General features: G+C 67.0%; 17 protein-coding genes and 2 tRNA genes. 11 read left to right on the forward strand and 8 right to left on the reverse strand.

Annotated features, from left to right (window positions below; translation table 11 throughout):
• Position 1 precedes the first annotated feature (1 nt).
• Positions 2–1,069: a hypothetical protein gene (locus PQI07_RS25775; RefSeq protein WP_446720985.1), complete on the reverse strand. Its 1,068-nt coding sequence runs from the start codon at positions 1,067–1,069 to the stop codon at positions 2–4.
• A 179-nt stretch (positions 1,070–1,248) separates the two neighbouring features.
• On the opposite strand from PQI07_RS25775, the gene PQI07_RS25780 reads away from it, so the two are divergent.
• From PQI07_RS25780 to PQI07_RS25805, 6 genes are all read left to right on the forward strand, one after another.
• Positions 1,249–2,151 carry a hypothetical protein gene (locus PQI07_RS25780; RefSeq protein WP_274927888.1) on the forward strand — a complete coding sequence of 301 codons (903 nt, stop codon included), beginning with the start codon at positions 1,249–1,251 and terminating at the stop codon, positions 2,149–2,151.
• A 76-nt stretch (positions 2,152–2,227) separates the two neighbouring features.
• On the forward strand, positions 2,228–2,578 hold the full coding sequence (locus PQI07_RS25785; RefSeq protein WP_274927889.1) for a hypothetical protein: 351 nt from the start codon (positions 2,228–2,230) through the stop codon (positions 2,576–2,578).
• 109 nt (positions 2,579–2,687) lie between these two features.
• Positions 2,688–3,041: a hypothetical protein gene (locus PQI07_RS25790; protein WP_274927890.1), complete on the forward strand. Its 354-nt coding sequence runs from the start codon at positions 2,688–2,690 to the stop codon at positions 3,039–3,041.
• Positions 3,042–3,115: 74 nt separating this feature from the next.
• Positions 3,116–3,733, forward strand: a complete 618-nt coding sequence (locus PQI07_RS25795; RefSeq protein WP_274927891.1) for a hypothetical protein — start codon at positions 3,116–3,118, stop codon at positions 3,731–3,733.
• Positions 3,734–3,980: 247 nt separating this feature from the next.
• A complete protein-coding gene (locus PQI07_RS25800) occupies positions 3,981–4,874 on the forward strand; it encodes an RNA ligase family protein (RefSeq protein ID WP_274927892.1) in 894 nt (297 codons plus the stop codon).
• Entirely contained in the window at positions 4,871–6,070 is a 1,200-nt protein-coding gene (locus PQI07_RS25805; RefSeq protein ID WP_274927893.1) for an AAA family ATPase, read from the forward strand. Before PQI07_RS25800 ends, PQI07_RS25805 begins: the two co-directional genes overlap by 4 nt.
• A 28-nt stretch (positions 6,071–6,098) precedes the next feature.
• Here the strand turns inward: PQI07_RS25805 and PQI07_RS25810 are convergent, their stop codons facing one another.
• A complete protein-coding gene (locus PQI07_RS25810) occupies positions 6,099–7,010 on the reverse strand; it encodes a bestrophin family protein (RefSeq protein ID WP_274927894.1) in 912 nt (303 codons plus the stop codon).
• 237 nt (positions 7,011–7,247) lie between these two features.
• Complete coding sequence (locus tag PQI07_RS25815; protein ID WP_274927895.1) at positions 7,248–7,544, reverse strand: hypothetical protein; 297 nt, start codon at positions 7,542–7,544, stop codon at positions 7,248–7,250.
• Between the two features lie 472 nt (positions 7,545–8,016).
• On the opposite strand from PQI07_RS25815, the gene PQI07_RS25820 reads away from it, so the two are divergent.
• The 4 genes from PQI07_RS25820 to PQI07_RS25835 all read left to right on the forward strand — a co-directional run bounded on the left by PQI07_RS25820 (position 8,017) and on the right by PQI07_RS25835 (position 10,392).
• A tRNA-Trp gene (locus tag PQI07_RS25820) sits at positions 8,017–8,089 on the forward strand.
• Positions 8,090–8,150: 61 nt separating this feature from the next.
• A tRNA-Trp gene (locus tag PQI07_RS25825) sits at positions 8,151–8,223 on the forward strand.
• A 239-nt stretch (positions 8,224–8,462) separates the two neighbouring features.
• Positions 8,463–9,158: a hypothetical protein gene (locus tag PQI07_RS25830; protein WP_274927896.1), complete on the forward strand. Its 696-nt coding sequence runs from the start codon at positions 8,463–8,465 to the stop codon at positions 9,156–9,158.
• 130 nt (positions 9,159–9,288) lie between these two features.
• Positions 9,289–10,392 carry a hypothetical protein gene (locus PQI07_RS25835; RefSeq protein ID WP_274927897.1) on the forward strand — a complete coding sequence of 368 codons (1,104 nt, stop codon included), beginning with the start codon at positions 9,289–9,291 and terminating at the stop codon, positions 10,390–10,392.
• 43 nt (positions 10,393–10,435) lie between these two features.
• On the opposite strand, the gene PQI07_RS25840 is transcribed toward PQI07_RS25835, so the two are convergent.
• The 3 genes from PQI07_RS25840 to PQI07_RS25850 form a co-directional block, all read right to left on the reverse strand.
• The gene (locus PQI07_RS25840) at positions 10,436–10,975 is read right to left on the reverse strand and encodes a hypothetical protein (protein WP_274927898.1); all 540 of its coding nucleotides are present in this window, start codon (positions 10,973–10,975) and stop codon (positions 10,436–10,438) included.
• A 70-nt stretch (positions 10,976–11,045) separates the two neighbouring features.
• Complete coding sequence (locus PQI07_RS25845) at positions 11,046–11,639, reverse strand: hypothetical protein (protein WP_274927899.1); 594 nt, start codon at positions 11,637–11,639, stop codon at positions 11,046–11,048.
• Positions 11,636–12,940, reverse strand: a complete 1,305-nt coding sequence (locus tag PQI07_RS25850) for a phosphoadenosine phosphosulfate reductase family protein (protein WP_274927900.1) — start codon at positions 12,938–12,940, stop codon at positions 11,636–11,638. The genes PQI07_RS25845 and PQI07_RS25850 overlap by 4 nt, the downstream gene beginning before the upstream one ends.
• A gap of 9 nt (positions 12,941–12,949) precedes the next feature.
• Between PQI07_RS25850 and PQI07_RS25855 the strand changes: the two genes are divergently transcribed.
• Entirely contained in the window at positions 12,950–13,315 is a 366-nt protein-coding gene (locus tag PQI07_RS25855; protein WP_274927901.1) for a hypothetical protein, read from the forward strand.
• A gap of 12 nt (positions 13,316–13,327) precedes the next feature.
• On the opposite strand, the gene PQI07_RS25860 is transcribed toward PQI07_RS25855, so the two are convergent.
• The gene (locus PQI07_RS25860) at positions 13,328–14,023 is read right to left on the reverse strand and encodes an ATP-binding protein (RefSeq protein WP_274927902.1); all 696 of its coding nucleotides are present in this window, start codon (positions 14,021–14,023) and stop codon (positions 13,328–13,330) included.
• A 43-nt stretch (positions 14,024–14,066) separates the two neighbouring features.
• The gene (locus tag PQI07_RS25865) at positions 14,067–14,702 is read right to left on the reverse strand and encodes a carboxypeptidase-like regulatory domain-containing protein (protein ID WP_274927903.1); all 636 of its coding nucleotides are present in this window, start codon (positions 14,700–14,702) and stop codon (positions 14,067–14,069) included.
• Positions 14,703–14,788 lie beyond the last annotated feature (86 nt).

A 14,788-nucleotide genomic window follows, 5' to 3' on the forward strand; every position in this document is an offset into this window, starting at 1 on the left:
TTCAATTCACGGCGGTGTTGCCGACGAGGGAGGCGACGACCCCGTACACGGCATCGTGGGCGCCGTAGTAGATGAAGAGGAAGAAGGCGAGGGCGGAGGCGTAGGCGAAGGGAGCCATCGCCATGTGCCGGACCCGCACCGGCGCCTTCGCGTCGTCGGCTAGGATGGCGAGGAGCGCCACCACGATCAGGGCGTGCCCGATCGCGTCGATCTTGCCGAACTCGAACACCGCCGAGACGAAGATGCCGATCAGCACCGCCGCCGCGGCGCGGCGCACCAGAGGCGTCCAAACCAGTGCGAAGGCCAGCACGAACTCGACGGCGCCTGTGGCGACCATGAAGGTCTCCGAGCCGAAGCCGAACGACATGGAGGGCTTCTGATCGAGCAGCGGGAACGACCACTCCGGGTAGGCCCACTTCTCGATCGACGCCCACATCAGGGTGACCGCGGCCGTCCAGCGCAGGATGTCCAGCGGGCGGACGCCCATGAAATTGCGGCCGAGGCCGGTGAGCGCGAGGTAGGCGGCGACGCCCAGGAACACCGGGTAGTCCGCGAGATGGAAGGCACCGTACTTCGTCAACGCGTAGATGAAGAGCCCTACGATGCCGATTGAGGTCAGGGGCATCGTGATACGCCACATCAGGCATGCGGCCATCGCGAGCTGGATCCAGGAGATGAAGCCGAGGTCGGTCTTCAGCTCCGGCGTGAGGATCACGCCGCCCACGTTCCAGGCCGAGATCAGGAAGAAGGCGGCCGTCCCGCGGAAGAGGACGTCGATGTTGGCCCGCACCCAGGAGGTCGCGCGGTCGAGGGCCCGGGTGATCGGCTCGCCGAGGACGGACCATTCCGCGAAGCATCCGAGCAGGAGGCCCGCGAGCGACAGGCCGACCAGCTTCTCGAAATCGGCACAGAGGACCTGGTCCAGATCCCGAGGGCTGCCCGTCATGTCGTAGGCGCAGAACCACTTCACATGAGCCGACGCCACGCCGGAAAACAGCATGTTGGCCACGATCCCGCCCAGGACCGAAAGCCCTAGACCCTTCCGGTAGGAACCCGGCATTCCCGACATGGTTGACGCTCCGTTATCAATCCTAGCGATAGAACCTACTTCATTCCTTCATGGCAAGGTCCTGGAAGGTACTGCTCTGCCGAAAATCTCGCACCTGCGCACAAATTGCGGGCGGGTAACGATCCCTTCATGCGGCAATGCGAAGCAATGAAATCGAATCGCCACAACCGCGAGGAAGGATGAGCGCCTTCGCCGACCGCGATCTCGCAACCGAGATCGGCACCATGTTCCAGACGGACCAGTCCGACAGGGCCGTGTCCTTCATTGACGCCCTGATCGAAGCGGGCGACTTCTCCGACATCGACCGTCTCAGGGCGGCCAACCCGGGTGCAGGCGACCATGCGCTCCGGAACCTGCTCGCCCGCCGGATCGACACCGCTCCCCTTCAGGGAGGCGGGATGGCGGCTGTGTTCGTCGTCACCGTCTACAACCGTCCGGGCCCCTACGATCCGGACGTGGTGGCCGAGCAGATCGCCGCCACGTGGGGCGGCGGTCTCCTGTCCCTCGCGGTCGACCGCGGCTACAGGGGGATCGGCGGCCTGCCGCGCACCCCGAGGGATCGGCTGACGCTGGCGCGAAGGTGCGCCGAACTCGGCCCCGAGGCGGCCCTGGCCGCCCTGCCGCGCGCGAAACGCCGACCGACGCTCGCGTGGGAGCCGAACTTCGTCGTCTGCGCGGCCCAGGCCGACCGCGCGCGCGACGCCTACAACGTCGGCACCAACATCCTTCTGGACGCCGTGCCCGACGCCACGTCGATCGAATGGGCCGATCGGGCCCGACGCAGCTGGGCGGGGCCGGGCAGCGACGTCGGCATCCCCGAGCTGCTGGGGTCGGGGCTGGAACTCGCAGCCAAGCGCTCCGTCGTCCAGCACGTCGCCGTGGTTGCATCCTGGGCACGCGGAGGGCTCGTCGACGTGCTGCGCCTTCGCGACGGCGACCTGCTCGTGACCTCGTCGCTGGGCGGCACGCAGCGCATAGGCGGCGCCGGCTTCCTACGCGACGCGCAGATCATGGAGGCGGCATCGGCCTCGGGCGCGGTTCCGGAGATCCGGCGGCCCGTGTCGATCCTCGCCTGCCACTAGGTTCCTTCCCGCCGGTCCCGTCTGGCGAAGGACCGGCATCACGGCTAAGCCGTCCCACGTCCAACCGCGAGGTATCGTGCGCATCATCCCAGCACTGCTGGCGACCTCGGTCGCCCTCGTCGCGCCGGCCGCCGCGAAGGACTTCAAGGCGCCCAACAACCCGCAGGTCGAAGGCGGGATCATCCGGTCCGATGTCGACGACAGGGGCGCCACCATCATCGCGTGGGCCATCAACCTCTCCGACAAGGTGGTTTCCGTGCAGCTTTCATGCGTGGCCTTCGATGCGAAGGACAGGCCGCTTGCCGAACAGACCGTCTTCATCTTCCGCGTCGCATCCCAGGACAAGGGATACCGGGAAGCGAGGCTCAACACCCGCGAGCGGCCGGACTACGCCGATTGCCGGATGATCAAGGCGGAGGACGGCTGATCGGCCGACCCCGGGCGCGACCACCGTCGGACGCCAACCCCGGCGGCCCATCCCCGACTTCCCGACCATCCGGATCACGCTACCTACGGCCTGCAAAGGGAGCAGCCTCATGGATTTCGAGCACGACGAACTCGCCCGTCAGGCACTTGTGGAGGGCATAGTCTCGCGGCTCCATCGTGCGACGGACGACGTCGACAACTACCGGACGATCTTCGCGGACATCGCCCGCCAGCTTCTCGACCGGATGGACGACGGAGCGGACTGGCGCACACCGGTCAGGCACGCCTCCACCGCTGCGCTGATGACGGATATCGTCGACCCTGCCGTGACGGCGCACTCCGAGGATCCCACCGAGCGCCGCCTGGCCTACGCCCAGCTGTTCGAGAAGGCCTCGGTCTCGGTCGTCTCCGGCATCCAGCAGGAACGGATGCGCGCCGAGTACGATCGGCGGATGGCCGCCTGAGGGAGCGGCTGCGCTCCTTTGCGCCTTGCAGAGGCGCATGCCAGCCTCCGGGGAGCGAAGCCCCGGAGCGAGCCGTGACGCAGAAGCTGAAGTTCCAGGTAAAGCACCCGCGCTTCGCTGCGCAGGGCGGGCCGGACACGGTCGAGGTCCTGGTCGACGGCGACGGAGCCGAGGTTGCGACCGCGGAGGATCTCGTCGAGATCGTCAGGGAGACGTGCGTCCATGCCTGCAGGGAAGCGGTCCGCCGCGAACTGACGTCGCCCGGCGCAGGGGGCACCCGCACCCAGACACTCGTCGACGAACTCGCCGCCCAATGTTCGATCGTGGGCGCGTCGCTTGAGGGCGACGTCGACCGCTACGCCGTGCTCGGCCGTCACGGCGACGGCAGCGACTACGTCGGCAGGTTCTCCTGCGTGACCCAGGCGGAGGCGGAGTTCCAGGCCCGATGGGCTCTGGCCGCCGCAGAAGCCTCCGCGCCGTGCTTCGACGATTTCCTGGACGCCATGGGTGCCGTCGAGATCATCCGGTCCCACCCGGGGCCCATCTCGGCCGCCGAACTGCGCGCCGCACTCGAGGAGCTTCTGCAGGAGGTCCGGGAGGCCGGTCATTCCGGTCCGGCGTTCGTCGCGGGGGTCGCCCTGCTTCGGACCGACGGGTTCGAGCCTTCCAGCACACAGTCGCCGCGCCCGTGAAACCCGTTCTCAACCATCCGCGAAGGCACCAGTCCCAAGGAATGGATTTCCGCGCAACGGCGCGGTAGATACGCCGCTTCCGACGGACTCGCCCGGCCGACACGGCCGACGGCACGAAGTCTCCGTTCCATCCCGGTTCGGCAGCGCCTTCAGCGGACGCGATGCCCGGACGTCCCGCAACTCCTGCCCGTCCGCCCAACACACGAGCCGGATGACGCGTGTTCGTCTCCGGGCAGGATGCCGAGCCATGGACGAGTATCTCAAGTATCCCCGGACGCGGCACATCAAGGGCAGCGGCCTGCAGAAGGGCGACGAGGACCTGGAGGTCGTCGACATCGCACGCTTCAAGGGCCGCCGCATGGTGGTGGAGGAGAAGGTCGACGGCAGCAACACGCGCTTCGGCTGGAACGAGTCCTGGGACGCATTCGCCGGATCCCGCGGTCACCTGATCGATCTGACCCGTCGCGACATACATCGCGAGCGCCAGTGGAACCGCTTCAAGGACTGGCTGACGATCCACAACGACACCCTGCTCGGCGTCATGGGCGACAGGTTCCGTCCCTTCGGGGAATGGTGCTACGCGGGGCACTCGAGCTTCTACGACCGCCTACCCCACTGGTGGTTCGAATTCGACATCTTCGATCGGTCGATCGACGCCTTCATCGGCACCGACGAGCGCCACGCGCTCCTGAAGGATCTGCCCGTGGTCTCCGTGCCCGTGATCTACGACGGGCCGGCGATCTCGCTCGAGCACCTCCTGTCCCCCGTGACCGTGCGCGAAGATCCGAAGGCCGGCCGCGACCTCAAGTGGACGGAAGCCTCGCTCTACAAGAGCGAGGACTGGCGGAACTCGCTCGAGGCATCGATCCGTCGCGAGGGGCTCGATCCGGAACGCAACGTCCACCATTTCGAGCCGACCCGCGCGGCCGAGGGGCTTTACATCAAGATCGAGGAGGACGGCCGCGTCGTCGAGCGGTTCAAGTTCGTGCGCCGGGACTTCATCCAGAAGATCGCCGACGCGGACCAGCATTGGCACAGCCGGCCGATCGTGCCGAACGTGCTCGTGCCGGGGGCCGACATCTACGCGCCGACGCTGCACTGGCTCGACGGCCCTGCCGTATCCGAAAGGCCCAGGCCGTGACCGCGATCGCCGACTTCCTGCCGTCCGAGTCCGCCTGGTCCCTCGACTGGGACGGCATCGACGCGGCCTATCCCTGGATCCGTGCGCTCCGGGGTGCCTCCCACGACCCGATCCACCATCGGGAGGGCGACGTCTGGACCCACGTCCGGATGGTGACCGAGGAGCTCGTCGCCGACCCCGAATGGCGCGGCCTGCCGGAGGATCTGCGGCTGGCCTCGTTCGCCGCCGCCCTGCTCCACGACGTCGCCAAGCCCGCGACGGCCTCCGCCGAGATCGTCGACGGGGTCGAGCGGATCCATCATCACGGCCACTCCCGGGCGGGCGCGGTGATGGCGCGCGGCATCCTCTGGAGGCAGGACTTCGAGCCCAGGCTCCGGGAGATCGTCTGCTCGCTGATCGCGCGCCACCAGACGCCATTCTGGCTGCACGAGCGCGACTACGAGGATGCGCGCCGCATCGTCGCCGGCCAGAGCCTCTCGTCGGGGAACCGGCTGCTCGCCATCCTGGCCCGGGCTGACGCGCGCGGCAGGATCTGCGACGACCGCGACATGATGGAACTCGCGGTCGAGGAGTACCGCGCGATCGCCGCCGAGCACGAATGCCTGGACGCCCCGTTCCCGTTCGCCGGCGAGCGCGAGCGCTTCCTCTACCTGTCGCGGCGGGGAGACTTGGATCCACGCTTCCCTATCGGCGCCCCCGGAGACCGCCCCGAGATCGTCCTGATGTCGGCGCTGCCCGGTGCGGGCAAGTCGACCTGGATCGGCCGGAACGCCGGCGACCGTCCGGTGATCTCGCTGGACGAGATCAGGCGTGCGCTCCGAATCGGTCCGGAGAAGCCGCAGGGCCCGGTGCTCGAAGCCGGCAAGGAGGCTGCGAAGGCGCATCTCAGGGCGAAGACCTCCTTCGTCTGGGATACGACCGGCGTGACCCGCGATCTGCGCGAGAAGATGATCGGCCTCGCCTTCGACTACGGGTTCGCGATCCGGATCGTCGCCTTGGAGGCACCCTTCCGCGAGCTCCTCCGCCGCAACCGCGAGCGAGAGCATCCGGTGCCACTGGAGGTCATCGAGAGGCTCGTCGGAAAATGGGACCACCCGGACCTGTCGGAATGCGATCGGCTGGAGGCGCCTGCGCTCGCTGCGTCGACCGATGCTGCCCCGGCGGTCGCACCTGCCTCCGCTCCCCGGTCCTTCTGACGGGATCCTGCGTTCGCCCCGGCACCCGTCAGGTGAGGAGATAGTTTCTGGCGGCCGGCGCGCTCGGCAGGGCCTCCCCGGTCGCCGCCTGGACGGCGCCTTCGACGACGGCCATCAGGGCGTCGAGCGGAAGGTCGTTCGGCTCCGTTCCGAACGGCTCCTCAATCTCGCATGTGAGGGCGTCGAGGCCGAAGAACGTGTACGCGATGATCGTGTCCGCGATGGGCGTCGCCCATCCGACCGACGGAGCCAGCGCGAACGGCAGGGACAGGCAGTAGAGCCAGGCCGTCCGCTGGAAGAGCAGCGTGTAGGCGTACGGCAGAGGCGTGGAATGGATCCGCTCGCAGGCCGCCTGTATCGCCGCGAGGTTGCCGATCTTCTGCTCCAGCATCGAGAACGCGACGTCCCCGATGTAGCCCTCTCGGCGCCAGTGGGAGATCTCGTCGGTCAGGAGGACGAGCACCGCATCCGCCGGGCTGGGGGCATCACGGATCGCGACTGCCTCTCTCACGACGAGCCAGGGCGCAGCCGCCATGTGGGCCGGGCCGCCGCGCAGCCGCGCTCGGAGGGCGTACGCGAAGGCGCAGACCCTCCTGGTGCAGCGCCGGCTGCTGTGCCGGTCGGGCATGACGACCGGCAGGACGCGCGAGAGGTTTCGCGCTTCGACGATCAGGCTGCCGAGGTTCCTGCGCGCCTCCCACCAGCGGTCGTAGCTGGCGCTGTTGCGGAATCCGAGGAAGATGGACAGCGCGAGGCCGATGAGCGTGAAGGGCCCAATGCCCATGGCGGACGGGAACCACGACGGGTGCTGGCGTTCGACCAGGACCGCGGCCGCGGAGACGGCGGCCACCAGCGCGATCTTCCGCCAGACCTTCGGCAGGATCGATCCGCGCACCGCGAACAGCAGCTCGAACAATCCGGGTCTCGGTCGCACGACCATCGGCACGGCCTCCGCTTCCATGCCGCTCGCAGGAGCTGTGCCGCGACGTGATGCAAAAAGGTACCGACCGGGACCTGGCGAAGGAGTTGCCGTGAGGCGGGTTCCGTCTCTCCGTCGGAAACGGAACCTTCGGCGGAAGCGCCCGGATATGAGGCGACCGCTGTCCGTTGACCACCACACCCTGACCCGGATTCCGTTCCTTTCCAAGCACCTTCGAAAGCAAGCCTTCCGACGCCATCAGGGTCTTGGTGCCGAGGTCTCGACCTTGTCCTCGAAGATAGCCCCGCCGAGCGCACCGTAGGCCTCCTCGATCGCGGCGGATTCAACAACGAAGCGGACGGTGAAGTGACCCCGCTGGGTGTCGGCGGAGGGATCGTCGAGCGGCGCGAAATAGACCGTCCGGGTCATCTCGTCGCCATGGCCCTCGTACTCCCAGCCGTCCACGTCCTCGACCTGGGACGATCCGAAGTCGAATTCCTGGAATTTCCGATCCGCAGCTTCGCGGCGCATCTCGATGAGAGTTGGGGTCGTCATGTCGGCTCCTTCGTTCAGGGCATGCTACCGCGCAGCGTCGCAAGCGCACAGCACGCGCGTCGGGGGCGTCGCATCGTGTTTCGACGAGTGGCGGCTTGGCGAATGGCGACAAGATCTGCCGAAAATGAAGGTCGGAAAATCGTCGACAGGCGTTGACACGCCTTCCAGCCGTCTGGCATAGCCCATGTACGGCGGGCCTTCGCCGTGTCTTCGGCCCTATAGCGGGTCCGATCCCAATCAGGAGCTTCTATCGTGTCGTTCGTGTCGGCTTATCGCTGGCGACCCAAGTTCACTCTCGGTGGCAACCGGGTGGGTCTGTAACGCACGTCGTAGCAGCTTCTCCTCATTTCGCCCCCGAGATCTTCTGGTCCGGGGGTTTTTCATGCCTGCATGATGCCCTCGCGACCTAGCGGTCACGGGGGTTTTTCTTTGCGCGGTCGGAAAGGACGCGATCAAAGACAGGGTCCTTTGCAGGGGTGTAGCTCAATTGGTAGAGCGCCGACCTCCAAAGTCGGATGTCGCGGGTTCGATTCCTGCCGCCCCTGCAAAGGACCTTGATGACACTCACGCAGATGGAGAACTCGAAGTAGGTACAGGGTCTTTCGCAAGGGTGTAGCTCAGCTGGTAGAGCGCCGAACTCCAAATCCGGATGTCGCAGGTTCGAATCCTGTCGCCCTTGCCGAAGACCTTGTACAAATACGAAGGCAGACCTCGGCGGCCTACATTCCGCTGCGGTCCATCTTCGGTGGCGCCGCGGAATCCTTCCGGCGGTTGTCCGCGATCCGGTCGGGAGTTCTGGACCGGTCGGGCGCCCCCCTGTCTTGGTGCGCCTTCGTGGAAGTCGTCCGGTCATCCGCACGCTTGCCGTTTTCGACGGTCGCCGCAATCAAAGGAATGGATTTGGCGGGAGCAGCGACCGTGGACGACGTTCTGAATTTTCAAAATGCCCTCGAGTCCGCCTGTAGCGCTGCCAAGTCGGAGGGTCTCTTCTATGACAAGGAGGTCCAGGCGTTCGTGAGGGGTCAATGCGACGCTCAGGATCCCGTCTGTGACAACCATCTCGGGATCCGCGAGATTCCGTACGGCCTCCCTCAGGAGAGGTTGGCCCGGGAAGCCGTCGAGGCCGAGGTCAAGGCGGCCCCACGCGGAACCTGGGCGACGCTCAGGAGGAGCTATGAGCGCGACGGCCGGGAACACGTCTTCTACAACGTAGCCTTCAGCGACGGCCTCGGCGAGATAGCTGTCGGCAGCAAGCACGACAATCTCAGTGAGCCTCCGACCTTCGAGGCGGTCTACGACCGGGTCCTCGGCTACGAGATCTATCTGGCGCGGCAGAGGGTGGACGCCGCCGACAGATTGAGGTCGAACCGCGAGGCCATCGAGAGCGGCCGCGTCCACGTCGGTGCCGTCTTCAAGGAGGTGAAGGTCAACTCCATCGCGTTCTCCAAGGCCGAAGTGGTCTCGGTGGACCCGGACAAGGGTGAGGCACGGGTGCGCCTGACCAAACGGGGATCGCGGAAGCGCCTGGAGGCCAACGTGCCGGCCGCCGGGCTATCTCCGGCTCCGAAGGCCGCTCCCGAGGAGCCTGCGCCGGGTGGCGCACCCTCGGCCTGAAGCGGGTACGCGAAGGGCCGAATTCGTTAATCGTCGGAATACCATGGGTCGCGGTCCGTCTGGACGACGACCCATGGTTGCGGGATGCTGCCGGGAGAGGGCTACGCGCCCGACCACCGGAAATCCCTGAATGCGCCTCTCCGCAACCTCGCTGCTGCTGTGCTTCGTCCTATGCGCCGGCACGGCGCCGGCGAGGGCCCAATCGATGTCGGGCCTCTCGCTGCAGGACGACCTCTCGAAGACGGCGACGCTCGGCCTCAAGCCTGCGGCCACGCAGGAGATGGGTCCGTTCAGCATGCGCCGGTGGACCTTCCCGGACGGGAACGACCTGGCCGTGACGGCCCGCCGGAGTGACGGCCGCATCGTCTACCTGGAGTCGAGCTGGGGCGGGCGCGTGCCCGGCAGCCCGACGGACTTCCCCGGGGTTGCCTTCGGCGAGACCACCTTGTCCGACCTGCGACGCATCATGGGAAGCAACGGCTTCTCCTACGCCTCCAGGACGATGTTCGAGACCCCCGAAGGGATCGGCACCGCCAACTCCTACGAGATCGCCGGCGTGCCGGGCGCGGTCGTGACCTTCATCTCGCTCGTCCGCAAGTCTGAGATCGACGGGATCCGGTCGGGCAAGCGCAAGCTTGGAGAGGTCGCGAAGGTGGACTCGGTCGTGCTGGCCGACGCCGCGTACCTCGACGGGTTGTGGGGCAAGGAGCGGCGGAGCGACCCGAACGCCAAACCGGTCCGATGGAGCGGTGGGGCCGTAGCGTCGTCCGCGGCACCGTCGGCCGCCGCGTCGGGCGACGACGCCGTCGACGGCTTCGTGCGTGCCCTCGAATGCAACGGCCGCTTCAAACCGGAGGTCGTGCTCGAAGCGCTGCAGAAATCCGGGGCGATCGGCGCCAAGCCCGCCCAGGTCGGCGACGGCATCCCAAGCTTCGAGCCCAGGACGCCCATCGTCTTCCACGGGCTGACCGCGACCACGGTCGAAGGCTGGAACCAGCGGGGGAGGCTCTTCAGCCGCGGCCCGGGCACGGCCCCGCCGATCCATGTCGGGATCACCGTGGTCGGCGACGAGAAGCAGGTCACGGAGATGCTTCGCCGCAACGGCATCCCCGTCTCGCCGTACGTCGAGGGCAAGCCCTTCCTGTACGTGACCAGCGCGGACTATTTCGCCCCCGGCCTGACGACGAAGTACCGCGACCGCAAGCTGTCGAGCGTGATCTGCTCGATCAACTGATCGACCGATGCGGCAAACGCCCGCCGGCAGGATTCGAGCGCCTTCAGCAGGGAATAGCCATCGGGCCGGCCGCATCGGCGGCTTCGATCCCGACCACGGGGGCAAGGGCACCGTGAGCCGCCGTCCAATCGACGTCGTCCGCGTCGCCGGGGTCGCCGTCGAGGATGCGGGTGACGAGCGTGCCCCGGGGCGTCGAGATCGCACGGATGTGCGCCGGTAGCCCGGCGCGCAGACGGTTCAGGATCCTGCCGCGTGCACCGTCCGGATCGGCGGCATCGTTCACCGCATCCCAGACGCAGCCGTTGGCGAACGCCTTCTCGAACATCGCGAGCGCCTCGGGGCTCAGACCCTCCGAAGGCGCCGCCTTCCAGCCATCCATCAGCCGGCGCATGGTCCAGACGTGGCCGTTCCGCTCCCGTCGGGTACTCGGCGACACCTGGAACAGACGCTCGAACGAGGCGAGGTTGGCCGTGAGCTCGGAAGCGGGAAACGAGATGCCGAAGGCCGACCCCGGTTCGACGGCGACGTGCACGTGGATCGTGCCCTTCGTCGCGGCGAGCACGGCTAGCGAGACCTTGGACATGCCTGGGCTTCCGGAAGGAATGGGAGCGGAACGATGACCGGATCGCGCGATCGAGGCAAGCCAGACGCCTTCAGCCGCGTGGGGTCGGCGACGTGCTCTCGTCGGATAGGGCAGGGGCCACGTATGCGGACGCGTCGGACAGTTCGGCGGTCAGCGAAAGCCATGCCTGCGCCACCGGGACCATGCGGGCGAGTGTGCGTGCGAGGCTGTCGTCAATCCCGTAGTTGAAGATCTCGTTCGGATCGAGCCGTTCCCAGGCGTCGAGGATCCGGTCGAACTCCGATCCACCGACGGTCCGGATGCCCAGGTCGAGCGCCCGCATGAGCTGCAGCTCGTTCTGAAGGTACGTGAGCTCGTCGGAAGCCTCGACGTCGGGCTTGCGTTCGAAGAACTCGTCCAGGCGATAGCTGATGTCTTCCAGGACGTCCGCCCGTCTCAAGGCAGCGAAGAGGCGATCGCGGAGCATCTCCCTCTCGTCGCATTCGTCCGGATCGCCGTGCCGGGCCGCATCGGCGGCGGCCCGGCTCCGATCGTTGGAGTAGACCTGGACGGCGTTCGCCAGAAGGTCGACGTCGGGCTGGGGAAGGTGCTCGCCCCAGCGCTCGACCAGGATGAGAACGCGTCCGAGCTGCTCCGCAGCCTTCCCGAGCGACTCGCCCGTCATGCCGCGCACGGCATCGCGTAGTCCGCCGCCTCCTCCATCGAGGGCGCAGGGGGCATTCTGTACGGCAGCATCGCCATGCGCATCTCGCTCGCTGTGAAGAGGGGGCCCTTCGCCATCTCAATGCGGTCGATGTCGTCCACGGGCATCGTGCCGGCCATGAGGGAGATGATCTCCTCCCTGGTCAGGTAGACCTGGACCTCGCCGTCCTCCAGAAGGTAGGCCGGTTCGCCCGAAAGGAAGCTCTCCCTGCTCGGTTCGCCAAGGCGCGCATGGAAGAGCTCGTGGGCGCACGAAGGATCGAGCACGTCGATGTAGGTGCTGTCGTCCTCCGACTCGATACGAACGTGATGGGATTCGCCGGTTTCGCGGCGCTGCATGGCGGCCTTGACCTCCTCGACCGACATCCCGACGACGTCCTCAAGGAACTGCGGCAGGCCCTTCTTGGGCATCAGCATGCTGCGGCCCTGACTGCGCTCCAGTTCGACGTACTTCTGGAAGAGTTCGGGGTTGTGGACGGCGGCCGTGCGAAGATCGGGCTCGGACGACATGATGCAGAAGGCGCAGGAAAGTCGCGACATTCCTCGGCGGTACGCGAAGTGGAGGTCGCGATTGGCCTCGCGCAGGACGCGCCAGACCTGTTCGAGCTTCATGTCGTGGATCGGGAGCCAATCGTACCATTCGCGGCCTGCCACGCTGCACTTCTCGTTCAGCTTGAACGGCGCCAGCTTCTTTCGGCTGGCCGACTCCTCGGCGCGCATGCCCATGCAGTTCACGACGAGGCCGCGCCGACGGAAGTGTTCGTTGCCGGGTTCCTTCAGGTAATGGCGGATCGCTTTTTCCATGGGGCCGCGCTTGAGGTCGGACGTGCACTGGCGGCGTTGCGGATCCGGGAACATGCCTCGCTTCTCGACCATCGACAGGAAGGTCTTGGTCTCGCTCTTGCAGACGCGGAACGGAAGGTTGCCCGCATCCTTCTTCGCGTGTTCGAGCGTTCCTTTCCACTCGACTTCCGCGAGGTCGGCATGTAGAACAAGGAGCTGGTCGGCCGGAACTATTGATTTCAATACTACCAGGAGGGCTTGACTGTCCTTGCCTCCACTGTGGCAGGCAACGAATAGTGCGCCTTTATCAACTAAAACTCTGATGGTTTCAGAAAGATCCATGTTCTCGGGCGTCATGGCCGTTCCTTGCTTCCAGCTTCCCGGGCGCAGCCCCTTTCGACCAAGTCTGGCCGCGAGCGACGCAAGGCGCAAACTGCCTGCGCACTGCCCCGGATTGCGCGCATCCGTTCCTTCGGTCATGTCTCGTACATGAACCGCCTGTCGACACGCATCGACGACCTTCTTCGGCTTCGGCACATCGTGCCCGGCTTCGGGGGCGGTCGGCGCTGCGTGTCCGACCTCAGGGCGATCGCCTGGGCCTGCGCCGGCGCCAGCGACGCCGAAATGCTCGAAGCCGCCAAGGCCCTGATGGAACGTGCGGATGTGTTCGCCCGGCTGGGATCCGACGCCGGCATCCCGATCGCCGAGGAGACGCTGGCGACGACCGTGGCCCTTAGAGTCTGCCACGTGCCGGACGCCGCGATGCGCGAGGCCCTCAAGAACGCCTTCTGCTCGGCGGTCCAGGCTATCGCCGGCCGCCCCGTCTCCGACGACAGGCGCCGGCGCAGGGCCTGACCGACCCGTCGTTCAGGGCCTGGGACCGGAAGCCTGCTTCGCCTCGGATCTAGCGTTCCGCACGCGGGTGATCCCGCGCATCGTGGCGGCGGCACGCTCCGCCAGCGCCTCGATCTCCTCGATCCCGCGCGGTATAGGCCCCTCGCGGAGCCACTGCTCCAAGGGACGGGGATCGTCGCCGACCCGAATTGACGCCGGCTCGGCTGGGAGCAGGCCGCGCACCAGCGGGCGGCTGTGGGTCACCACGACGACGCCGAGGGTCCGGACCGGCATGTCCTCGACGAAGGCGGCCAGATAGGCGCCGAGCGCCCCGGCGTAGCTCTCTGCCAAGCCGATGTCGGGCTCGTCCAGGATCAGAACGTGATCGTGGTGCCGCTCCCGGCATGCGTACATGCCCGCCAGGACAGCCTTGATCGAGATCCGCCCGGACGACTCACGCTGTTCATCTCCATATACGACCGCGCGGGAGAAGCCTCCCTCGGAGCGCAGGCTCATCGTCACCGCCAGGATCTCAAGCTTCGGGTGCGCGCCGCGCATCTTCTGGCCGAGGCCGCGGACGAGAAAGCTCTTCCCGGAAGCGTTCTCGCCGGTGACGAGGGCGAGCTTCGGATGTCCGTACTCGACCCGCGCCGGCACGGGCCCTTCGGGGCCGAAGTAGTCCGTCTCAGCCAGAGTGCCTGCGATCGCGTCGTTGAGCAGCGATTTCACGACTTCATCCTCGTGTCGGCGCGCGCCGGAAACGATCTCGGCGTCAGATGCCGGGTCCGGCCGAGAAGTCGACGACCGCGTCGCCCCCGTCCGGCACCTCGACGGACCCGATCGAGATGCACGTCTGCGGCCGGTACTCCTTGTCGAGCACGTTGGCGTTCTCGAAGGTCGCCTCCACCCAGTAGCGCCCGGGGTAGACCTTGTCGAAGGCGAAGCTCCCGTCCTGGCCGATCGTAGCCCTGCGCAGGTAGTTCCCATACCGCGGGTCCGTCTCGACGAACTTGTCCGGATCGGTGAAGCAGCGCAGGCCGGCGAAGAGCACCCGGTATCTGGCCTTCGCGTATTCGGTGAAGGGCACGAGCCTGACCTCGCCCTGGGCATGCAGCGTGCCGATGTTGAGCACCATCTTGCCCTGTCCTACGACGCGCGTGTAGCCCGGCATCGATATGCGGCTGGCGTCGTTTCCGTCGAACGGCACGTCGATCCGGACGCGGTGGACGAGGCTCGCAGCCCCCGATCCGTCGGTCGGCGCCGCCTTGCCGGCCGGCGCGGGCTTGTCGCGGCTCTCCAGCGAGGCGAACGAAGCCCGGCCGAGCCCGGACTGTTCGAAGCGCCGGCCGGCGCAGGACGAGCAGTAGGCCGCCAGAGCCGCAGCGAGAAGGAGACGAAGCAGGATCATTCCTTCGAGATCGCATGGATCCGAGAGGAGGTGAACCCCGTGTCACTGCTTCCTGGGTTGGGTCTCGACGCAGTCCGCCGTGTTCA

The sequence above is a fragment of the Methylobacterium sp. 092160098-2 genome (assembly GCF_028920805.1).
Lineage (GTDB): Bacteria > Pseudomonadota > Alphaproteobacteria > Rhizobiales > Beijerinckiaceae > Methylobacterium > Methylobacterium fujisawaense.